Here is a 20,315-nt window from a genome sequence, read left to right as displayed (position 1 = left end):
GTCGGTCGTTCACCCGGTGGGACGCGGTGCGAAGGCGCAGAACTCGTTGCCCTCGGGGTCGGCCAGCACCCACCACCAGTGCGCATTGTCGAGCGGCTCCCGCAGCAGCGTCGCGCCCGCCGCGATCAGCGCCATCGGCTCCGGGTCGACCAGCTCGACGTCCCAGTGCATGCGGTTCTTGACCGTCTTGGGCTCGGGCACCCCGTCGAAGACCCAGTAGTCCCAGGGGAACCCGGACGCGCCGATCACCGACGCGGTGGTCGACCCGTGCTCGACGGTGCCGCCGAGCACGCCAGCCCACCAGGTTGCCTGGGCGGTCGGGTCGGCCGAGTCCACGACCAGCTCGAACGGGCCGGGCCGGGTGCCCTCGCGGGCCGGGAACGCGCAGAACGGGTTGCCCTCCGGGTCGTCGAGCACCCACCAGGTCGCCTCGCCGGCTGGTTCGCGGACCAGCCGGGCGCCGGCCGCGAGCAGCGCCGCCGGGTCCGCGTCGGCCAACCGCAGATCCAGGTGTACGCGGGTCTTGCCGACCCGCGGCTCGGGCACCTGGTTCACCCAGATCGACTCGGCGTTGGAGCGGGCCGAGCGGGGGTCCACCCGGGTGTCGTCGCCGCCGGCGTCGGCCACGTCACCGTCGAGCACCCGGGCCCAGAAGGCGCCCAGTGCGAGCGGGTCGGCGGCGTCCAGGCAGAGGTCCTTGAAGCGCGCGATCATGGTCCCAGCATGCCTGGTCGGGGGCGGACTGTGGGGCTCAGCGCTGCTTGGCGTAACCGACGAACGCCTTCCAGGCCGCCGGGTCGACGTGCAGGGTGCCGCCTTCCCGGTCCTTGCTGTCACGCACCAGCACCATGGTCGGCAGGTTGTCGGCGACCTCGACGCAGGCTCCGCCGTTGCCGCCGGACCTGGTCGACTTCCGCCATTGCGGGGTCAGCATGTCCATGACTTCGCCACTTCCTTGATCAACTCGATTGACTGCCGGCGGGGAAGCGCTTCGTTTCGCACGACCTCCCACGTCTTCGCCAGCTTAGCGATGTCCGCCGACGCATCGACGATCTGCGCGGTGAGTTGGTTGTCCGCATAGGCTACGCGCTCGCCGTCCGGCATCTCGGCGATGATGAACTGGCCGCCCATCCCCAGGTACATACCAGCATCCGCCGGCACGATGTGCACCTGGATATGCTCCGCCGTCGCCAGCTGGGCAAGGTGCTCGCACTGCTCCGCCATGAGCCCCGGCTGATCGAGCACCGGCCGGCGGAGCACGGCCTCGTCCAGGACGGCGATGAGCTGAGGCGGGCGGGGACGCTGCAGGATCGACTGCCTCTCCAGCCGGGAGGCGACGATGCGATCGATGTCTTCGACATCGAATCGGCCGCCGGCAAGCGTGGCGCGGGCGTACCGGTCGGTCTGTAGGAGGCCCGGCACGTACGCCAGCTCGAACCAGCGCAGCGTGGTCGCCTCCCGTTCGAACTCGATCCACTCGCGCAGCCAGGCCGGCTCGGCGTCGAGTTGGGCCAACCTTTCCAGCATCCGCTGGAAGCGCCCGTTGGTCTCGTGGTGGGCATCGACCGCCCGCATGTACTCCTTCGTGGGCGGTCGGCAGCCCGTCTCCACCGAGCTGACGTGCGAGCCGGAATAGCCGATGCCCCTGCCGAAGTCGTCCTGACTGAGCCCGAACCCCGCCCGGAACAGGCGCAGCTCCTCCAACACGTAGTCGGTAGCGGTCCCCATTGATTCCCCAACCTTCACTCACTGTGGATCGGCGTGTCCTTCAGGGCTGCTCACCTGGGCCGTTGAGCTGCACGGATGCCGCGAGCACGTATCGACGGTAGTCGTCTGGACCCAGACTGTCACCAGTGGCGGGTCCGCTGGTGGCCGCAGTGGCGGCAGCGGGCCCTGCCCCGGGGTCGCTCCCGTTTCCCCCTTGCGGGAGCGGCCCCTTTCCGGTCGCCGAGGAGGTCGATGTGTTGAGCCCGACAGACCAGCAGCCCGCGGTGCGGTGCCGGTGATGGTGGTCCGGCCGCCCGTCCCGCACGTCGCCATGCGCCCGCTGTGGCGGTGCCGCAGTTGCGGCAGGGAGTGGCCCTGCCAGCCGGCCAAGCTCGCCCTGCTGACCGAGTACCGGGGCAGCCGGACCGCCCTGCTCATCTACCTCGGCACCCTGATGCACGAGGCGACGAATCAGCTCACCCAACTCCACCCGGATCATCCGCCGGCCAGGATGACGGAACGCTTCCTTTCCTGGGCGAGGGCCCGGAGCTGATGCTCGGCCCGCCGTAGTTCATCCCGGGAAGTGGATCAGCGGCACCCCGTCGGAGTACCCGGGTCCCTCGCCGGTGAGCACCGCAGCGTCGTGGGTCAGACCCGCCACGGCGGCCGCGGCCAGGTCGAAGCGGCGGGTCCTGCGCTGCCAGAAGGTCAACTCCGGCAGGTCCTGCGCCCGCTCCGGTAGCAGTGCGCAGGCGGGCAGGGCCAGCAGCTTGTGCAGCAGGGCCAGGTCCTTGCCGGTCGCCATGTTCAGGGCTTCGGCGGCTGCCACCACCGGCACCCCAAATCGCACCCCGTCCTCGATGACCTCGTGGACGGGCTCGCCCACGTGCACCGTTCGAAGGACGGCGTATCCCAGCAGGGCCGACCGGTCCAGGATCAGCCGGACTGGTGGTGTCGTCTCCGAGGTCATGCGGCGTCGGCGCGGGGAGCGTCGTCGTCGCCGTTCATCTCGGCCTCCATGGCGGCGCGGATCTTGGCGCGCTCCGCCTCGAACCGCTCCGAGGGCCACTCGGCCTCCACGCCCAGTCGGCGGGCCCGAGCCTCGGCGACACCCTGCTCAGTGACGTGAATGCCGGCGGCGAGCAACAACTCCTTGTGCTGCTCCACCCGCCTGCGCCGACGCACCGACTCGGTCACGTAGGCACTGGCCATGCGGTTGCCCTGGCTCTCCAGGATCTGACTCACGTCTGGGGGCACGGAGATCGTGAAGCGGCGCTGAGGCTCTGTCATACGCATAGCTTACGCCTGTCATACTGTTGCGCCTTCGACCGTCAGGCAGGTTTGAAATTCGTGGCATCTGGGTGGGGGTGTCGGAAGCGACCGGGCCCTCGCGGAGCGACAGGCGACGGGCCAGAACCGTGGCACCAGCGAGTGCGGCCAGGACCATGGCGATCTCGGCGGCCACCACTGCCGGTGCCGTGCTGTAGTCGGTGGACCATGCGAATGCGATGGCGATTGGCGTGATGATGATGCCGGCCTCGGCTTCGCCCAGAAGACTGTCGATGGTGTCCATGGTCAACTCCTCCGACCCGATCCAGGCGGCAGGCCCGCCGTCTTCTGGGCCCGCCGTCCCAGCGCGTGATCGACTCGCCTTCCTGAAAGGCGGGGCTTTCCTGGCGTGGTGAAGGCGCGACTTCCAGGAAACCGAGTCGATCACGCACGTGGCGTCGGCGCAGGGCAAAGACGGCCGGTCGCTGCGCGGACTCTCGCGGTGACAGCCAGGTTTCGCGGCTTTGCGGGTGGGGCAGTTTAGCCGCACAGAGCATCTGGGCCGGAGTGTTTCCGCAGCTTGCCGGCTCGGAAACGTCTCGTCGTGCACCGGGGCACGGATGCCCTCCCCGGTTTCGCCGTAGAGAGGGGGAAGGTGATGACGGACCCCGCAACGGCTCCACACCGGCGTCGGTCGGCCATCCGGGTTGGGGCGGCGGCTGCCGCGTTGGCGCTGGTTGCGCCGCTGGCCGCGTGCGGCGCGGGTGACGATGGTGGCCCACCGACGATCAACCTGTACTACCCGCCCGAGCAGAACCTGCAGAAGGTCGTCGACGACTGCAACGCGCAGGCACAGGGGCGGTACAGGATCGCCTACCGGGTGCTGCCCCGGCAGGCCGACGACCAGCGGGTGCAGATGGTGCGCCGGCTGGCCGCCGAGGACAGCGGGATGGACCTGCTCGGCCTGGACGTGACCTGGACCCAGGAGTTCGCCAGCGCCGACTGGATCCGCGAGTGGACCGGCCAGGACAAGGCCGAGGTCGAGCAGGGCACCCTCGCCGGGCCGCTGGACACCGCCCGCTACGAGGACAAGCTGTACGCGGCGCCGAAGAACACAAACGTCCAGCTGCTCTGGTATCGCAAGGACCTGGTGCCCCAGCCGCCGACGACCTGGGACCAGATGATCAGTGCGGCCCAGCAGCTCAAGGAGCAGGGCAAGCCGTACCAGGTGCTCACCATGGGCGCCCAGTACGAGGGTCTGGTCGTCCTCTACAACACCCTGGCCGAGAGCGCCGGTGGAAAGATCCTCTCCGACGACGGCAAGCAGGCCGTGATGGACGGCGGCACGGTTCGCGCATTGGAGCAGTTGAAGCGCTTCGCCACGTCGGGCGTGACCTCGCCGTCGTTCAGCAACGCCACCGAGGACCCGGTCCGGCTGGAGTTCCAATCCGGCTCGGGTGCGTTCCAGGTGAACTGGCCGTTCGTCTACCCGGCGTTGCAGGAGGCCAACCCGGACCTCGCCAAGCAGGTCGGCTGGGCCCGGATTCCCGGCGTCGACGAGAACACCCCCAGCAAGGTCACGATCGGCGGGGTCAACCTGGCCGTCAGCTCCTACTCCAAGCACCCGGAGCTGTCCTTCGAGGCGGGCCGGTGCCTCCGCAGCGCCGAACACCAGAAGTTCTCCGCCATCAACGACGGCGTGCCGCCCACCATCGAGGCCGTCTACGACGAGCCGGAGATGACCGAGGCGTACCCGATGAAGGACACCATCCTGGAGGAGCTGAAGGATCCGGCGACCCGTCCGCTGACCCCCGCCTACCAGAGCATCTCCACCGTGATGTCGGCGATCCTGTCACCGCCGTCGGCGATCCGTGCGCAGCAGACCGCGGACGAGCTGCGCGGCGCCATCGCCGACGCCCTCGAGTCGAAGGGGGTCCTGCCGTGACCCGGCCCGCCGCCACTGCGACCCCGGAGAAGACCGACGGCCAGCACGCCACCGTGCCCACCCAACGGGGCGGCCGCCGTAAGCCGCCGCTGAGCGAGAACAAGAAGGCCGAACGCAAGCTCGGCCTGCTGCTCTGCGCGCCCGCCGCGCTGGTCATGGTCGCGGTGACCGCGTACCCGATCATCTATTCGGTCTGGCTGTCGTTGCAGCGCTTCGACCTGCGCTTCCCCGACGAGCGCAAGTTCATCGGGCTGGAGAACTACGTCACCGTGCTCACCAACGACTTCTGGTGGACCGCCTTCGGGGTGACCATGCTGATCACGGTGGTCACCGTGGCCGTCGAGCTGGTGCTCGGCATGGGCCTGGCGATCATCATGCACTGCACCCTGATCGGCCGCGGTCTGGTGCGGACGTCGGCGCTCATCCCGTACGGGATCGTCACGGTGGTCGCCGCGTTCTCCTGGCGGTACGCCTGGACGCCGGGCACCGGCTACCTGGCCAACCTGTTCAGCGACGGCGCACCGCTCACCGAGCGGGCCAGCTCCCTGGCGATCATCATGCTAGCGGAGATCTGGAAGACCACCCCGTTCATGGCGTTGCTGCTGATGGCCGGGCTGGCGCTGGTGCCGGAGGACCTGCTCAAGGCCGCCTCCACCGATGGTGCCACCGCCTGGCAACGGTTCACGAAGGTGATGCTGCCGGTGATGAAGCCGGCGATCCTCGTCGCGTTGCTGTTCCGCACCCTGGACGCGTTCCGGGTCTTCGACAACATCTTCGTGCTGACCGCAGGAGGCAACGAGACGTCCTCGGTGTCGATGCTCGCCTACAACAACCTCATCCGGGGCCTCAACCTCGGCATCGGCTCGACGATGTCGGTGCTGATCTTCATCACCGTGGCGATCATCGCCTTCGTCTTCGTGAAGCTGTTCGGCACCGCTGCCCCCGGTAGCGACGACTCCGAGAGGCGCTGACATGGCTGTCGAAACCACCACGCGGGCAAAGCTGCGCTGGGGCCTCCTGGACGTCCTCGTGGTCGTCTTCGCGCTGGTCCCGGTGCTGTGGATCGCGTCGCTGTCGTTCAAGACGCCGGCCACCCTCACCGACGGGAACTTCATCCCCCGGGAGTGGACGCTGGACAACTACAAGACGATCTTCGACACCGACCAGTTCGTCCGGGCGCTGATCAACTCGATCGGCATCGCGCTGATCGCCACACTGGTCGCGGTGGTGCTCGGCGCGATGGCCGCGTACGCGATCAGTCGGCTGGACTTCCCCGGAAAGCGACTGCTGGTCGGTGTCTCCCTGCTGATCGCCATGTTCCCGCAGGTGTCACTGGTGTCGCCACTGTTTGAGATCGAGCGTCAGCTCGGCCTCTTCGACACCTGGCCCGGGCTGGTCCTGCCGTACATCACCTTCGCGTTGCCGCTGGCGATCTACACGCTGTCGGCGTTCTTCAAGCAGATCCCGTGGGACCTGGAGAAGGCGGCGAAGATGGACGGCGCCACCCAGGGCCAGGCGTTCCGGCGGGTGATCGCCCCGCTGGCCGCGCCCGGGTTGTTCACCACGGCGATCCTGGTCTTCATCTTCTGCTGGAACGACTTCCTGTTCGCCATCACGCTGACCTCCACCGAACGCGCCCGTACGGTGCCGGTCGCCCTGTCGTTCTTCACCGGCGAGTCGCAGTTCGAGGATCCCACCGGGGCGATCTGCGCGGCCGCCGTGGTGATCACCGTTCCGATCATCCTGTTCGTCCTCTTCTTCCAGCGCCGCATCGTGTCCGGTCTGACCTCCGGCGCAGTCAAGGGATAGGTGAGTGGTCATGGCTGACATCGTGCTCGACAAGGTGAGCAAGAGTTTCCCGGACGGGACCGTCGCCGTGCAGGACGTCGACCTGGAGATCGCCGACGGCGAGTTCGTGATCCTGGTCGGGCCCTCGGGCTGCGGCAAGTCCACCACCCTCAACATGATCGCGGGCCTGGAGGACATCAGCTCCGGTGAGCTGCGCATCGCCGGCCAGCGGGTCAACGACAAGGCTCCCCGGGACCGGGACATCGCCATGGTGTTCCAGTCCTACGCGCTCTACCCGAACATGACCGTGCGGGAGAACATGGCGTTCCCGCTGCGGCTGGCGAAACTGGACAAGGAGACCATCAACCGAAAGGTCGACGAGGCCGCGAAGGTGCTGGAGCTGACCCCGCTGCTCGACCGTAAGCCGGCCAACCTCTCCGGCGGGCAGCGCCAGCGGGTGGCGATGGGTCGGGCGATCGTCCGCCAGCCGAAGGCGTTCCTGATGGACGAGCCGTTGTCCAACCTCGACGCCAAGCTGCGGGTGCAGATGCGGACGGTGGTGTCCCGGTTGCAGAAGCAGCTCGGCACCACCACCGTCTACGTCACCCACGACCAGACCGAGGCGATGACCCTCGGCGATCGTGTTGTGATCATGCGCGGGGGAGCGGTGCAGCAGGTCGGCCCTCCACAGGAGCTCTACGACCACCCGCGCAACCTCTTCGTGGCCGGCTTCATCGGTTCGCCGTCGATGAACTTCCTGCACGCCGCCGTACAGGACGGCGGGCTGCACACCGCGCTGGGTGACGTGCCGCTCGGCGACCGGGTACGCCGCGAGTTGGAGGCGGCCGACGCGCCCCGCGAGCTGATCCTGGGCATTCGCCCCGAGCACTTCGAGGACGCCGAGCTGGTCGACGAGGACACCCGCCGTCGGGGCATCGAGTTCGAGGCGCCCGTGGACATCGTCGAGTCGATGGGTTCGGACAAGTACGTCTACTTCACCGTTGCGGGGGAGCGGGCCAGCGCCGCCGAGCTGGAGGAGTTGGCCGCCGACGCCGGTTCCGCCGACTTCGCCGGCGCCGGAGGCAACCTGGTGACCCGGCTGTCGGCGGAGTCCCCGGTCGCCGAGGGGCAGTCGCGGCGGATCTGGTTCAACCTGGAGAAGATCCACCTGTTCGACCCGACCACCGGCCGCAACCTGACCCTGCACGAGGGCCGGTCGGCCGGCGCGCTCGCCGACTGACAGCGTCCACCGTGGTGGGGCCGGCGGGTTCGCCCACCGGCCCCGTCGTGGCGGTGGAGCGGGCCCGAGCCGGCGCTGCCTGCACCGACCCCGACAGCCGACGACGGCGAGGTGGTGGTGGCGATGCACGCCGCCCACGCCGGGTCGACCCCGTCCAAGCCGACCAGGCCGAGGAGTGACGCCGCTCAGTCAGGTCAGCCAGTCGATTCGCGGCGGCAGCCCGAGGAAGTCGGCGTACCGCTGCAGTGCCTGCTCGACGCGGGTTCGCTCGTCGGCGGCCATCGGCACCAGCGGGCGCACGGTCATGGTGACCCCGGTCCGGCCGACCTTGCGCCTCCACACACCCACCACCCGGCCGGCGCGGACCACGGTGGCCTGGAAGATGCCGTTGTTTCCCGGCACCACGGCCGCCTGGTGCGCGGGGTCGAGCATCAACGTCCGGTCCCGGTAGCCGAGCAGAAACTCGTCGAAGCCCGGCAACACCAACACCTCGTGCACCGGGATGCGTGCCGCGTCGGCCAGTGCCGCGTCGACGTGCATCGGTTCGCCGTCGACCCGCACCGTGGTGAGCGCGTCGCCGGCGGCGGCCAGCCCTCGCCGGGCGTCCGTCAGCGTGAGGCCGCTCCACCCGGCGAACTCGCGGTCGGTGACCGGCCCGTGCCCGCGTACGTAGCGGTGTGCGAGCAGGGCCAACGCCTCCTCCCGGCCCGGTCGGCGTGGACTGGGCGCCCACTCGTCCAGCAGGGCGAAGGTCTGCTCGGTGCCGACGTGCGGCGCCACGCAGGTCACCCCGCGCACACTCGCATACCAGAGCAGGTGGTAGCCGCGTTGGCCGTCGGTGCCCAGGCCGGCCGCGCGCAGGGTGGCCAGGCACTGCGCCCGGGTGAACCGGCCGCCGTCGGCCAACGCGGCGCCGAGGACGTCCAGCGCACGCTCGGCGTCGGCCTCGGTGAGCCCGAGTTGCGCCCGCCGGGTCGCCGCGCTGGCCAGCGATCGTACGCCGGTCAACTCCAGCATCCAGCGGGCGTCGGCGGGCGGGACGAGGTGCACAGTGCCCCGCATCGGCCAGGTGCGCAGCGCCTCGCGCCGCTCCAAGGCCGCCTGAACGTCAGCGACGGTCCGCCCCGGCAGCCGGGCGCCCAGCGACCACAGGCCGCTCGCGAGGTCCTGTGCCTGCATCGCGCCGAACCACTCGACCACCTCGGCGACGGTGCCGGGTCGGATGCTCGGATGCGCGCGCAGCAGCAGGCTGGTCATCCGCAGCGCCAACGCGTCGGTCGCGGTGAGGTCGACAGGCATCGGCAGCCAACCCCTTTCCGGTGGCCGGGCCGCCAGCCTAGGGCCGGTCACCGACACTCCTGCTGATGGGAGGCGTAACGGCGGTCGTCGTGGGAATGCGGCTCGCTGAAAGTGCGCGCGCCGCGCGTGCGGAAGGGAATTTCATGACTGCCGCAAGCGAGCCGGCCCGGGGTGCCGGCGCACCGGCCGGGTCCCGGACCCATCGGGGGGACGCCCCCGCGAAGACCAGCGCCGCCGCGACCTTTGCCCTCGTGTTCGGGGTGGCTGCTCTGTTCAGCGTGTTGACGGCGATCCTCGCCTGGCTGGGGCTGGTGCTCGGCATTATCGGGATCATCCTCGGCATCGTCGGCCTCAAGATGGCCCGCCGACCGGGGGTCACTGGCCGTGGCGTGTCGATCGGCGGCTTGGTGCTCAGCATCCTGGCCGTACTGATCGGTCTCGGTCTGGCCGCGGGCATCACCACGTTCGTCAACAACGAGAGCGCGGTGAACCGCCTCCAGACCCAGGTCGACAAGCTGCGTGGCAAGCTTTCCTGACCCACGGCGGGCGCGGGCGGAGATCACAGTAGGGTGGGCGACGTGCTCCGCCAGGTCACCGCGATCCGCTACGTCACCCCGCTGCGCGAGGGTGGGTCGCTGCCTGGCGTCGTGGAGGCCGACGACCTGGGCACGTACGTGGCGAAGTTCCGGAGTGCCGGCCAAGGGCCCAAGGCGCTGATCGCCGAGGTGATCTGCGGCGAGCTGGCCCGCCGTCTGGAGCTGCCGGTGCCCCCGCTGGTGGTGCTCGACATCGACCCGGTGATCGGGCGGGCCGAGCCCGACCAGGAGGTGCAGGAGCTGCTGCGCAACAGCGGCGGCGCCAACCTGGGGATGGACTTCCTGCCCGGGGCGCTGGGCTTCGACCCGGTGGCGCACCCCGTCGACCCGACGCTGGCCTCCCGCGTGCTCTGGTTCGACGCGTACGTGGAGAACGTCGACCGGAGCTGGCGCAACCCGAACCTGCTGGTGTGGCACCGGGAGCTGTGGCTGATCGACCACGGCGCCTCGCTGTACTTCCACCACAACTGGCCGCGCGCCGAGGCTGCGGTGCACCGGGCCTACCGAGCTGAGGACCACGTGCTGGCGCCGTACGCGACGCGGCTGGCCGCGGCCGATGCCGAGTTGGCCCCTCGGGTCACCCCGGAGCTGCTCACCGAGGTGCTGGCCCTGGTGCCGGCGGAGTGGCTGACGGCTGCCGACTTCGAGACGGCCGACGCCGCGCGTGCCGCGTACCTGGCGCACCTGTCCCGCCGGGTCGCCCGCACGGCCGACTGGCTGCCACAGGGGAGCGCCGCGTGAGGCAGCCCTTCGAGTATGCGCTGATCCGGCTGGTGCCCCGCATCGAGCGCGGCGAGCAGATCAACGTAGGGGTGTTGCTCTACTGCCAGCAGCGCGATTTCCTGGCCGCGCGGACCCACCTGGACGCCGACCGGGTCCGCGCACTCGCACCCGACGTCGATCTGCCGGCGGTGGCCGCGGTGCTCGACTCCTGGGACCGGACCTGCTCCGGTGACGGGCCAGCGACCCGGATGAGGCTCGGTGAGCGGTTCCACTGGCTGGCCGCGCCACGCAGCACGATGATCCAGACGGGGCCGGTGCACACCGGGCTCACCGCCGATCCGGCGGCCGAGCTGGACCGGCTGATGGCGGCCCTGGTCCACTGAGCGGCGGCAGCTGAGCGCGCAGGGCGTTCCCCTGATCGCGCTACGCCGGCGCCGTTGCTGGCGGAGCGCGATCCCCCGTTCAGGTGTCCGGCGCCCGGCGGTGGCTCAGTCCCGCCGGCACCGATGGCATCAGGATCGCCGTCCGCGCGGGGCACGGGGCGGGAACGACCGGAAAGTTGCGGAAAACTTGAGCCCGGCGGACCGGTACCTGGGACCGTGCGGGCGTCCCGTCGTTAGGGATCGCGCTCAACGGGTAGTCGCGGGCGCTGACCCGAGACGAAAAGGGGAACATCTGATGGCTGCCCAGACCAAGGTAGCGGTGATCTACTACAGCGCTACCGGCATCACGTACCAGATGGCGCAGGCCGTGTGCGAGGCCGCCGGAGACGCGGGCGCCGACGTGCGTCTGCGCAAGGTGCGCGAGTTGGCGCCGGACGAGGCCATCCGCTCCAACTCCGGCTGGGAGGCGCACCGCCTGGAGACCCAGGATGTGCCCGAGGCGATGGTCGACGACCTGGCCTGGGCCGACGTGGTGATCCTCGGCGCGCCGACCCGGTACGGCATGGTCGCGGCCCAGCTGAAGCAGTTCATCGACACCACTGGCCCGCTCTGGGCCCAGGGCGCGTTGGCCAACAAGGTCTACTCCGCCTTCACCTCGACGGCGACCTCGCACGGGGGGCAGGAGACCACGCTGACCTCGCTCTTCAGCGTCTTCTACCACTGGGGCGGTGTCGTGGTCACCCCCGGTTACACCGACACCAGCCAGTTCATCGCCGGCAACCCGTACGGCGCCTCGCACACGAGCAACAACGGGGAGATCGCCCCGGACGCCGTGGCGCTCGGCGCCTGCGCGCTCACCGCTCGGCGCGCGGTGCTGCTGGGGGCTGCGGTGAAGGCGGGCATGGCCGGCTGACGGGCGACGGTGACCGGTGGCGCGGGCGGGGGGCTCTCGGCCCGTCCGCGCCACCGGTCGATCCAGCCCTACCCCCGGGGCAGGGCGACTATGCGCGTCCGCCCGTTGCGGACAACCTGTCCGGGTGCGATGCCGGCAGCAGGTCGGTCACCAGTTCGGTCAGCACAGCGAGCCCGTCGGGGCTGAGCACCGACTCCGGGTGGAACTGCACCCCGGCGAAGCCCTGCCCCCGTAGGGCGTGCACGGCGCCGTCGCCCGCGTCCCGGGCCAGCTCCACCGGCCCGTACGCCGTGATCAGGTGGTCCGCCTCGGCGCGGGCGGTGAACGTCGAGTAGAACCCGACCCGGCGGGTCCGGCCGAACAGCGGCACCTCACGCTGCAACCCCTGGTAGGGCGCCTCCCGGCGGTGCAGTGGCAGCCCCAGCAGCCCGGCCAGCACCTGATGGCCGAGGCAGACCGCGAGGGTGGGTCGGCCGGTCGCCAGCAGCCTGGCCAGCAGGCTCCGCAGCGCCACCATCTTCGGCTCGTGCGGGCTGCCGGGGTCGCCCGGCCCGGGACCGACCACCACCAGGTCGTAGGCGTCGACAGGGCCGCTCGCGTGCCACGGCCGGATGGTCACCGCGAGACCCAGCGCGCCCAGTTGGTGAGCCAACATCCCGGTGAAGGTGTCCTCGGCGTCCACGATCAACACTCGGCGGCCGACCAGTCCGGGCAGCCCGGGTGCGTCCGGTGCCCGCTGGTCCAGCCAGAACCGCGCCAGCGGAGCGTTGCGCGCGGCCAGCGCGTCGCGTACCGCCGGGTCGTCGGCCAGTCGCGCGACCGGGCCGCCGCCGGCGGGCGCCGCCGGCCCGAGGCCGAGCGCGGCCAGCACACCGGCCGCCTTGGCGTGTGTCTCGGCCACCTCGCCGGCCGCCGTCGAGTGCCGGACCAGGGTGGCGCCCACCGGCACCCGCAGCCGGCCGGTGGGGGAGATCTCGGCGGTACGGATCAGGATCGGGGCGTCGAGCGTCTGCCGGCCGGCCTCGTCATGGCCGAGCAGCGCCAGCACGCCCGCGTAGTAGCCCCGGCCTCGGCGCTCGTGCCGGGCGATCACCCGGCAGGCGTTCTCCATCGGGCTGCCCGTCACGGTGGGAACGAACATGGTCTCGCGCAGCACCTCCCGCACGTCACGGGTGCCCTGCCCGGCGAGCAGGTACTCGGTGTGCGCCAGGTGCGACATCTCTTTCAGGTACGGACCGATCACCTGGCCGCCGTGCTCGGCGACGGCGGCCATCATCTTCAGCTCCTCGTCGAGCACCATGTACAGCTCCTCGACCTCCTTCTGGTCGGCGAGGAAGCGCAGCAGCGCCGCCCGGTCCGGGGTGCCACCGGCGCTCCGGAAGGTGCCGCTGATCGGGTTCATCATCACCAACCCGTCGTCGACGCTGACGTGCCGCTCCGGGCTGGCGCCGACAAGCGTCCGCGTGCCGGTGTGCACCACGAAGGTCCAGTACGCGCCGCGCTCGGCGACCAGCAGCCGACGCAGCGCGGCCAGCGCGGCCGTCAGCGGTGCGCCCTGCACGGTGGCGTTCAGCGTGCGGTGGATGACGAAGTTCGCGCCCTCACCGCTGCCGATCTCCTCGGCGAGCACCCGCTGCACCGTCCGCGCGTACTCCTCGTCGGTGACGTCGAAGGCGGCGTCGACGGTGCGGACCGGTTCGTCGGGCAGCGCGGCCAGGGCATCGGCCAGGGCGATCCGCCGATGCTCGCGGACCTGGAGGCACTCCAGCGGAGCGCCGTCGTCGACGCAGGCGAAGCCGCGCTCGATGATCTGCCGGAACGGCACCAGGGCCAGCGTCCGCGCCCCGGGTGTGCCCGGCGTCAGCGGGATGTCCGCGAGCCGTTCGACGGTGTCGACCGGGCCGGTGAACAGCTCCAGTTCGTCCGCGCCGTCGCGGCGCAGCAGCGCGAACGGACCAGGGTCGACACCGTGGGCCACGGCGGCGAGCAGGTCGGTCAGGTGGGTCATCGGAGTCTCCGTCGGGCCGGGCGCCGCCATTGGGGCGGCCATTCGGCCGGGAGATCCGGCGACCGCCTTCAGGGCGGCCGCGTGGATGGAGCTACGCGCGGGAGATGGCCGCCGGGTTGGCGGGCCACCAGCAGGACAGATGCGCGAGCATGCGATCCACCCTACGCGCCCGTCGCCCGCCTGGCACCGGGTAACTTGACCGTCGATGAACATTCTCGCGCTCGACCTGGGCACCTCCTCGGTACGTGGGCTGGTGCTGGACGAGGACACCCGACCGCTGCCCGGCGCCCTGGCCCGGCGCAAGGTCGACCTCGTCATCGGCGACGACGGCACCGGCACCCTGTCCGGCCCCGACTATCTCGCCTCCCTGGTCGGCTGTCTGGATGAGTTGGCCGACGCGGGGCACCTGCACGACGTCAACCTGGTGGCGGTCTCCGCCCAGTGGCACTCGGTGCTTCCGCTGGACCGCGACGGCGCCCCGATCGGCCCGGTGATCACCTGGCTGGACACCCGGCCCGTGCCGGTCGACGGTTCGGCGGGCCCGTCCGACCCGGACGGCTTCCACCAGCGCACCGGCTGCTGGTGGCACCGCTCGTACTGGTCGATGCGGCTGCCCTGGTTGCGCGAGCAGTCCGGCAGCCCGATCGCCCGGTTCGTCGGCCTGCCCGAGTACGTGCTGGGCGAGCTGCTCGACTCGGCGCCCATGTCGGTCTCCCAGGCCTCCGGGACCGGTCTGCTGGACCTGCGTGCCCTGCGCTGGGACGAGGAGGCGCTGACGTTGGCCGGGGCGCGTCCGCAGGATCTGCCGCCCATCGGGGAGCGGGACTGGTACGGCCGGCTCCGGGCCGACAAGGCCCGCCGCTGGCCGCAGCTGGCGCAGGTCCGGTGGTCACCGCCGGTGGGCGACGGTGGAGCGTCGAACGTCGGTTCGGGTTGCGTCGACCCGAGCCGGGCCGCCGTCACCGTGGGCACCTCCGCGGCCGTACGGCTGATGCAGCGGATCCCGGCCGGCGAACCGATGCCCCGGCTCCCCGAACGGCTGTGGCGTTACCGGGTCGACCACGACCACGTGGTGACCGGGGCGGCGTACTCCAGCGGTGGCAACCTGTTCGCCTGGGCGAACCGGGAGCTGCGGTTGCCGCAGGGCGCGGAACTGGACGCGGCGCTGGCGCTGGTGCCGGAGGGCGGTGGCCGACCGGCCAACCCCCGCTTCGGTGGCGACCGGCCGCCCGGTCTGGTGCCGGCGGGCTCCGGCGAGCTGCGCGGCCTCAGCTTCAGCACCACATCGGTGGACATCCTGGCCGGGCTGATGCGGGGGCTGTGTGAGCTGGTCGCCGAGGATCTCGTGGTGCTGGAGTCCACGATCGACGAACCGGTCGGTGTGGTGCTGGGCGGGGGTGCGGTAGCAGCTTCGGTGTGGTGGCGGCAGACCTTCGCCACCGTGCTCGCACCGCGACCGGTGTCGCACCAACGCAATCCGGAGATCGGCGCCACCGGTGCGGCACTGGTCGCGCTGGGTCGGTTTGGCGCCGCGATCGAGCTCGCCGACATCGGCCGGACGGACGAGCCGGTTCTGCCGACCACGGCAGGACGATCCCACCCGCAGTATCCTTCCTGAACCTCCGCATTGCCCGGGCCGTTGACAGCGCCCCCGAGCCTGGTTGGATGGACTCCGCTCCCCGGACCGCGGTGGACGCGGTTGGACGGAGGAGGCAGGGTGGCGGTAGGCCCCGACCCGGCGAACGGCGCGGTGTCGAACCATCGCCGGCGCCGCTTCGACGTCCGAGTTGTTCCACACCGGCGTCGGTCGCCGTTCCGGCTGCGGGACTGGCGGATGAGCACGAAGCTCGCGACCGTGCTGATGGTGCCGTCGATGGCCTTCCTGCTGCTCGCCGGTGTGCAGACCAGCGCGCTGGTGGGGCGGACGACGGCGTTGAACGACTTTTCCCGCCAGGTCGGCATCGGCCGGCAGATCACCACCGTGGTGCACGAGCTCCAGCAGGAGCGCGCCCGCTCGGCGGGAGAGCTGGGTGAGCTGCGCAAGGGCGGCGACCGGGACACCGCGGCGACCGACCTGAAGCCGTTGCAGGCGGCCTCCGACCGGGCCATCGTGGACCTGCGTCGGGCCGCCGAGCCGCTGGCGGACGCCGACGCGTCCTGGCGGGTCGCCTTCTCCGAGGCGTTGGAGGCGTACGAGCAGGTGGTCGACATCCGGCCGGCGATCCTGCCGGCGGTGCTGAGCAGCGACACCATTCTGAGCAACTACCACCGGGCCATCGGCGCGATGCTCGACCTGCTCGCCGAGCCGAATCCTGGTCAGGACCAGCCGGCCTTGAACGACGCGGTGCTGCGCTACGTCCAGCTGGCCCGGGTCAAGGAGCTTTCCTCCCGGGTGCGGGCCGAGCTCTATGCCGCCGCCCGCGCCGGTGGGTACAGCACCGACGACCGGGTGCTCCTCACCGATCTGCGCGCCCAGCAACTGACCGCGCTCGGCGCGTTCCGGGTTGCCGCGACCAACGACCAGATTCGCCGGTACGACGAGACCTCGTCGGTCCCGATCTTCCTGGCCGCCACCCGGCTGGAGGAACGCAGCCTGCCGGCCGGCGGCGTGCCGCCCGCCGTGCTGCCGTCAGAGCAGTGGTGGTCGGCCAGCGAGCAGCGCCACGAACTGCTGCGGCAGCTTGAGGCGGGCGTGTTGGACGACGCCGTGCGGCAGGCCGACGATGCCAGCGACGGTCAGCTCCGGGACACCCTGTTGGTCGTCGGCGGGATCGTCGCGGTCCTGCTGGTCGCCCTGCTGATCTCGTTGCTCGTCGGTCGGTCGGTCGCCCGGTCGATGCGCCTGCTGCGGAGCCAGGCGCTCCGGATCGCGCAGGTTGAGCTGCCGGACGCACTGGACCGCCTGAAGGCCGTCACCGGCAGGGTGCCCACTATCGAGGTCGCGCCCGCGGTGGTCCGTTCGCTCGACGAGATCGGCGAGCTGGCCGAGGCGTTCGTGGCGGTGCACCGCAGCGCGGTCACGGTCGCCGTCGAGCAGGCGCTCATGCGCCGCAACGTCAACGCGATGTTCGTCAACCTGGCCCGCCGTAGCCAGGTGCTGGTGGAGCGACAACTGGAGCTGCTGGACGACCTGGAGCGCGAGGAAAGCGACCCGGACCAACTGGAGAACCTGTTCAAGCTCGATCACCTGGCCGCCCGTATGCGCCGTAACGACGAGAGTCTGCTGGTGCTCGCCGGCACCGACTCCACCCGCCGGTGGAACCGGCCGGTCGGCCTCGGCGCGGTGCTGCTGGCCGCCGCCGCGGAGATCGAGCAGTACCAGCGGGTCCGCATCGAGTCGGTGGCCGACGTGTACGTGGTCGGGCACGCCGTCGGCGAACTGGTGCACCTGCTGGCCGAGCTGTTGGAGAACGCCACGGCTTTCTCCCGCCCGGACACCACCGTTGTGGTGACCGCCCGGGTCGAGGGCACGACCCCGCTGATCGAGATCGCCGACCGTGGCCTGGGTATGAGCCCGGCCGCGCTGGCTGAGGCGAACGCGGTGCTGGCCAGCCCTCCGGCCGCGGACGTCGCGGCGGTGGAACGGATGGGCCTCTTCGTGGTCAGTCACCTGGCCGCCCGACTGGGCCTGAAGGTGCGGCTGGATGGCGGCCAGGCTGGCTTGGTCGCCGGGCTCGCGATGCCCGCGGTGTTGCTGGCCCCGGCAGGTCCGGCGGAGCTGGATCTGCCCGCGCCGGCCCGGATGCTGGCGACGAGCGCGGCTCGGGGAGTGGCCCCGCAGCGCGGTGCCACCGGGCCGGGCCTTGGAGTGCGGGACCTACCAGTGGCCGGCCGTCCGCCGGGCGTCGCCGTGCCGCGTCAGGCCCGTCCGGTGCCGGTGCGCGCCGAGGACGTGCTGAAGCCGGCCGCCGCCCGCGAAGACGGCGGGGGTTGGTGGTCGCGGCAGGGCCCGTTCGCGCCGGCAGCGCCCGCGGCGGCGGCACCACCGGCCATCCCGGTGACCGCCGGCACGAATGAGCGGGGGTTGCCGGTGCGGGTGCCAATGGCGCAGTTGAGCGCGGTCACCCGGTCGGCACAGCCGGTGTCGGCGGCGACCCGCGCTGACCCGGACCCGGATGCGGTCGGCGGCATGCTCTCCCGGCTTTACAGCGGGGTGCGGCGCGCCGAGGCCGAGGACACCACCGAGATACCCGTGCCACCCTACGGGGGGCACGATGAAGGGGGACGACGACAGTGACGACGTTGAGCCAGGAGGCGCGTGACCTGAGCTGGCTGGTGAGCGCGTTCGCGGACCGGGTGCCGGGCGTGGCACACGCGGTGGTGGTCTCCTCCGACGGGCTGCTGGTGGCGATCTCCGATCACCTCCCCCGCGACAACGCGGACAAGCTGGCCGCGGTGACCTCCGGGCTGATGAGCATCACCGCGGGCGCGGCCCAACTGTTCGACGGCGATGTCGTCAAGCAGACGGTGGTCGAGATGGGCCGCGGCTATTTCCTGGTGATGCAGATACGCGACGGTTCGATTCTGGCCACGCTGGCCGCGGGTGACGCGGACATCGGTGTGGTGGGCTACGAGATGGCCCGGCTGGCCAAGCAGGCGGGGGAGATGCTCACCCCGGCATTGCGGGCGGAGTTGCAGCAGGCCCTGCCCCGCTGATCAACCCGGCCGAGTCCCGGACGGTCACCGGCTCACCGGAGCCGAACCGTCCGGGCCCGGTCGTCCGGGTGGCGGCGTGTTCAGAAGCCGCCGTCGGCGATGACTGAGCGGTACCAGGTGGCGCTGCTCTTGAGCACCCGCCGCTGGGTCGGGTAGTCCACGTAGACCAGTCCCCACCGCTGGTCGTACCCCTCGGCCCACTCGAAGTTGTCCAGCAGCGACCAGACGTGGAAGCTCTCCAGCGGCACCCCGGCGGCGATGGCCCGGTGCGCGGCGGCGAGGTGGTCGCGCAGGAAGCTGATCCGACCCGCGTCGTGGACGGTGCCGTCCGAGGCGAGGGTGTCCGGTGTGGGCAGCCCGTTCTCGGTAATGGTGAGTGGGATCGGGCCGTAGTCGCGGGTGACCCGGGTCAGGATGTCGTACATCCCATCGGGGTAGATCTGCTGCCACTCGGCCTCGGAGGTCGCCCAGCGGTGCTCGGTGTCGCCGTCGGCGGTGACGTAGATCGGCGTGTAGTACTGAACGGCCAGCAGGTCGACCGGCTCGGAGATGATCGCCAGGTCGCCGTCGCGGATGCCCTGGACCATCCGGCTCTGCGGGCCCAGGTCGACCAGCACGTCCTCCGGGTAGCTGCCCTTGAGCAGGGAGTCGAGGTAGAGGCGGTTCTCGTAGCCGTCGAAGAGGCGGGTGGCCGCGGCAGCCTGTGGGGAGTCGTCGGCGGGGTAGCAGGGGTGCAGGTTGAGCGCCGGGCCGATCCGGCTGTCGCTGCCGGTGGCCCGCAGCGCGCCGACCGCGAGCCCGTGCGCGAGTTGCAGGTGGTGGGCGACCAGGTAGGCGGCGTTCGGGTCCTGCCGGCCGGGGGCGTGGTGGCCGATGAGGTAGCCGTTCTGCACCACGGTCTTGGGCTCGTTGATGGTGAGCCAGGCCGGCACCCGGTCGCCGAGGGCGTGGAAGACCGCGTCGGCGTAGTCGGCGAAGCGGTGGGCGGTGTCGCGCGACTCCCAGCCGTCGGCGTCCTGCAGCGCCTGCGGGAGGTCCCAGTGGAACAGGGTGGCCATCGGGGTGATCCCGCGTTCGAGCAGGCCGTCGACGAGCCGGCGGTAGAAGTCGAGCCCGCGCTGGTTGGGCGCGCCGGTGCCGTCGGGCTGGATCCGTGGCCAGGAGATGGAGAAGCGGTAGCTGCGCAACCCGAGGTCGCGCATGAGGTCGAGGTCCTCGGCGTACCGGTGGTAGTGATCGGCGGCCACGTCGCCGGTGTCGCCGTTGCGGGTGCGCCCTGGGACGCGGCTGAAGGTGTCCCAGACCGACTCGCCGCGCCCGTCCTCCTTGGCGGCGCCCTCGATCTGGTACGCGGAGGTGGCCGCGCCCCAGCCGAAGTTGTCGGGGAAGCGCAGCGGGCCGGCGGGCCCGGTAGGTATCGACATGGATTCTCCTCATGGATACGGGGCCACCGCCGAAATTCGGGAGCGCTCCCATGATAGGGCAAACGCAGCCGACCCGGTGAGCCGGCCGTCATGGCGGTCGGCGTTGGCGGGTGGAGGCGGGTTGGGGCCCCGAGCAGCGAACGAGGCCGCCGGGCGGGCGCAGCGCGCCTGTCCCGTCGGCCTCTTTTCCTATCGTGTACGGGGGTTTAGTGTGGGGACGGGGGAGGGCAACCCCCGTCCCCACCGTAACTGCACACACACGGGCGGAATTTGGGTCCTGCCGTGCGTGTCGCGCGGGAGCCGGGCCACGCGAGTGGCTCTGGTTCCACCTCCCTCCATGTGGCGGGACGATGGCTGATGACGG

20 protein-coding genes are annotated in these 20,315 nt (G+C 71.0%); 12 read left to right on the top strand and 8 right to left on the bottom strand.

Going from position 1 to position 20,315, the window contains the following annotated elements:
• Positions 1–9: 9 nt before the first annotated feature.
• From OG811_RS00640 to OG811_RS00630, 3 genes are read right to left on the bottom strand one after another with little or no spacing between them, the layout of a single operon-like run.
• Positions 10–714: a VOC family protein gene (locus OG811_RS00640; RefSeq protein WP_406071302.1), complete on the bottom strand. Its 705-nt coding sequence runs from the start codon at positions 712–714 to the stop codon at positions 10–12.
• A gap of 37 nt (positions 715–751) precedes the next feature.
• Entirely contained in the window at positions 752–934 is a 183-nt protein-coding gene (locus OG811_RS00635) for a DUF397 domain-containing protein (protein ID WP_406075427.1), read from the bottom strand.
• On the bottom strand, positions 928–1,728 hold the full coding sequence (locus tag OG811_RS00630; protein ID WP_406075426.1) for a helix-turn-helix domain-containing protein: 801 nt from the start codon (positions 1,726–1,728) through the stop codon (positions 928–930). Before OG811_RS00630 ends, OG811_RS00635 begins: the two co-directional genes overlap by 7 nt.
• Positions 1,729–2,005: 277 nt before the next feature.
• On the opposite strand from OG811_RS00630, the gene OG811_RS00625 reads away from it, so the two are divergent.
• On the top strand, positions 2,006–2,260 hold the full coding sequence (locus OG811_RS00625; RefSeq protein WP_406071301.1) for a flavin reductase: 255 nt from the start codon (positions 2,006–2,008) through the stop codon (positions 2,258–2,260).
• 18 nt (positions 2,261–2,278) lie between these two features.
• On the opposite strand, the gene OG811_RS00620 is transcribed toward OG811_RS00625, so the two are convergent.
• Positions 2,279–2,677 (bottom strand): hypothetical protein, encoded by a 399-nt coding sequence (locus OG811_RS00620; RefSeq protein WP_406071300.1) that lies wholly within the window; start codon positions 2,675–2,677, stop codon positions 2,279–2,281.
• The gene (locus tag OG811_RS00615; protein ID WP_406071298.1) at positions 2,674–2,997 is read right to left on the bottom strand and encodes a hypothetical protein; all 324 of its coding nucleotides are present in this window, start codon (positions 2,995–2,997) and stop codon (positions 2,674–2,676) included. The genes OG811_RS00620 and OG811_RS00615 overlap by 4 nt, the downstream gene beginning before the upstream one ends.
• 634 nt (positions 2,998–3,631) lie before the next feature.
• Between OG811_RS00615 and OG811_RS00610 the strand changes: the two genes are divergently transcribed.
• The 4 genes from OG811_RS00610 to OG811_RS00595 are packed head-to-tail and all read left to right on the top strand — an operon-like array spanning position 3,632 to position 7,949.
• Entirely contained in the window at positions 3,632–4,921 is a 1,290-nt protein-coding gene (locus OG811_RS00610; protein ID WP_406071296.1) for an ABC transporter substrate-binding protein, read from the top strand.
• On the top strand, positions 4,918–5,892 hold the full coding sequence (locus OG811_RS00605) for a carbohydrate ABC transporter permease (RefSeq protein ID WP_406071295.1): 975 nt from the start codon (positions 4,918–4,920) through the stop codon (positions 5,890–5,892). Before OG811_RS00610 ends, OG811_RS00605 begins: the two co-directional genes overlap by 4 nt.
• 1 nt (position 5,893) lies before the next feature.
• A complete protein-coding gene (locus OG811_RS00600; protein WP_406071293.1) occupies positions 5,894–6,730 on the top strand; it encodes a carbohydrate ABC transporter permease in 837 nt (278 codons plus the stop codon).
• A gap of 10 nt (positions 6,731–6,740) precedes the next feature.
• Positions 6,741–7,949 (top strand): ABC transporter ATP-binding protein, encoded by a 1,209-nt coding sequence (locus OG811_RS00595; protein ID WP_406071291.1) that lies wholly within the window; start codon positions 6,741–6,743, stop codon positions 7,947–7,949.
• 189 nt (positions 7,950–8,138) lie between these two features.
• Here OG811_RS00595 and OG811_RS00590 read toward each other — a convergent pair whose 3' ends face one another.
• Positions 8,139–9,248 (bottom strand): winged helix DNA-binding domain-containing protein, encoded by a 1,110-nt coding sequence (locus OG811_RS00590; RefSeq protein ID WP_406071290.1) that lies wholly within the window; start codon positions 9,246–9,248, stop codon positions 8,139–8,141.
• A gap of 95 nt (positions 9,249–9,343) precedes the next feature.
• Here OG811_RS00590 and OG811_RS00585 point away from each other — a divergent pair, with 95 nt between their 5' ends.
• From OG811_RS00585 to wrbA, 4 genes are all read left to right on the top strand, one after another.
• The gene (locus tag OG811_RS00585; protein WP_406075425.1) at positions 9,344–9,784 is read left to right on the top strand and encodes a hypothetical protein; all 441 of its coding nucleotides are present in this window, start codon (positions 9,344–9,346) and stop codon (positions 9,782–9,784) included.
• Between the two features lie 42 nt (positions 9,785–9,826).
• Positions 9,827–10,585: a HipA family kinase gene (locus OG811_RS00580; protein ID WP_406071288.1), complete on the top strand. Its 759-nt coding sequence runs from the start codon at positions 9,827–9,829 to the stop codon at positions 10,583–10,585.
• A complete protein-coding gene (locus OG811_RS00575; RefSeq protein WP_406071286.1) occupies positions 10,582–10,950 on the top strand; it encodes a DUF3037 domain-containing protein in 369 nt (122 codons plus the stop codon). Before OG811_RS00580 ends, OG811_RS00575 begins: the two co-directional genes overlap by 4 nt.
• A gap of 295 nt (positions 10,951–11,245) precedes the next feature.
• Positions 11,246–11,863, top strand: coding sequence for an NAD(P)H:quinone oxidoreductase (gene wrbA, locus OG811_RS00570; protein ID WP_406071284.1), 618 nt, complete (start codon positions 11,246–11,248; stop codon positions 11,861–11,863).
• A gap of 88 nt (positions 11,864–11,951) precedes the next feature.
• Here the strand turns inward: wrbA and OG811_RS00565 are convergent, their stop codons facing one another.
• Entirely contained in the window at positions 11,952–13,871 is a 1,920-nt protein-coding gene (locus tag OG811_RS00565; RefSeq protein WP_406071282.1) for an anthranilate synthase family protein, read from the bottom strand.
• A 205-nt stretch (positions 13,872–14,076) separates the two neighbouring features.
• Between OG811_RS00565 and OG811_RS00560 the strand changes: the two genes are divergently transcribed.
• The 3 genes from OG811_RS00560 to OG811_RS00550 all read left to right on the top strand — a co-directional run bounded on the left by OG811_RS00560 (position 14,077) and on the right by OG811_RS00550 (position 18,527).
• Complete coding sequence (locus tag OG811_RS00560; protein ID WP_406071281.1) at positions 14,077–15,489, top strand: FGGY family carbohydrate kinase; 1,413 nt, start codon at positions 14,077–14,079, stop codon at positions 15,487–15,489.
• A gap of 99 nt (positions 15,490–15,588) precedes the next feature.
• Complete coding sequence (locus OG811_RS00555) at positions 15,589–18,108, top strand: nitrate- and nitrite sensing domain-containing protein (RefSeq protein ID WP_406071279.1); 2,520 nt, start codon at positions 15,589–15,591, stop codon at positions 18,106–18,108.
• A 5-nt stretch (positions 18,109–18,113) separates the two neighbouring features.
• Positions 18,114–18,527 (top strand): roadblock/LC7 domain-containing protein, encoded by a 414-nt coding sequence (locus tag OG811_RS00550; protein WP_355030161.1) that lies wholly within the window; start codon positions 18,114–18,116, stop codon positions 18,525–18,527.
• An 80-nt stretch (positions 18,528–18,607) separates the two neighbouring features.
• Here the strand turns inward: OG811_RS00550 and OG811_RS00545 are convergent, their stop codons facing one another.
• On the bottom strand, positions 18,608–19,951 hold the full coding sequence (locus OG811_RS00545) for a GH1 family beta-glucosidase (protein WP_406071278.1): 1,344 nt from the start codon (positions 19,949–19,951) through the stop codon (positions 18,608–18,610).
• Positions 19,952–20,315 lie beyond the last annotated feature (364 nt).

It is taken from the genome of Micromonospora sp. NBC_01638, from assembly GCF_045209745.1.
In the GTDB taxonomy this organism is placed as follows: Bacteria; Actinomycetota; Actinomycetes; order Mycobacteriales; family Micromonosporaceae; genus Micromonospora.
The sequence above is the reverse complement of the archived record's forward strand: the minus strand, read 5'-3'. Positions and strand labels throughout refer to the sequence as shown.

Bases quoted from the DNA above. Each gene is read 5' to 3' on its own strand.
- OG811_RS00640 (WP_406071302.1), bottom strand. From the start codon at position 714: ATGATCGCGCGCTTCAAGGACCTCTGCCTGGACGCCGCCGACCCGCTC.
- OG811_RS00635 (WP_406075427.1), bottom strand. From the start codon at position 934: ATGCTGACCCCGCAATGGCGGAAGTCGACCAGGTCCGGCGGCAACGGC.
- OG811_RS00630 (WP_406075426.1), bottom strand. From the start codon at position 1,728: ATGGGGACCGCTACCGACTACGTGTTGGAGGAGCTGCGCCTGTTCCGG.
- OG811_RS00625 (WP_406071301.1), top strand. From the start codon at position 2,006: ATGGTGGTCCGGCCGCCCGTCCCGCACGTCGCCATGCGCCCGCTGTGG.
- OG811_RS00620 (WP_406071300.1), bottom strand. From the start codon at position 2,677: ATGACCTCGGAGACGACACCACCAGTCCGGCTGATCCTGGACCGGTCG.
- OG811_RS00615 (WP_406071298.1), bottom strand. From the start codon at position 2,997: ATGACAGAGCCTCAGCGCCGCTTCACGATCTCCGTGCCCCCAGACGTG.
- OG811_RS00600 (WP_406071293.1), top strand. From the start codon at position 5,894: ATGGCTGTCGAAACCACCACGCGGGCAAAGCTGCGCTGGGGCCTCCTG.
- OG811_RS00595 (WP_406071291.1), top strand. From the start codon at position 6,741: ATGGCTGACATCGTGCTCGACAAGGTGAGCAAGAGTTTCCCGGACGGG.
- OG811_RS00590 (WP_406071290.1), bottom strand. From the start codon at position 9,248: ATGCCTGTCGACCTCACCGCGACCGACGCGTTGGCGCTGCGGATGACC.
- OG811_RS00585 (WP_406075425.1), top strand. From the start codon at position 9,344: ATGCGGCTCGCTGAAAGTGCGCGCGCCGCGCGTGCGGAAGGGAATTTC.
- wrbA (WP_406071284.1), top strand. From the start codon at position 11,246: ATGGCTGCCCAGACCAAGGTAGCGGTGATCTACTACAGCGCTACCGGC.
- OG811_RS00565 (WP_406071282.1), bottom strand. From the start codon at position 13,871: ATGACCCACCTGACCGACCTGCTCGCCGCCGTGGCCCACGGTGTCGAC.
- OG811_RS00560 (WP_406071281.1), top strand. From the start codon at position 14,077: ATGAACATTCTCGCGCTCGACCTGGGCACCTCCTCGGTACGTGGGCTG.
- OG811_RS00545 (WP_406071278.1), bottom strand. From the start codon at position 19,951: ATGTCGATACCTACCGGGCCCGCCGGCCCGCTGCGCTTCCCCGACAAC.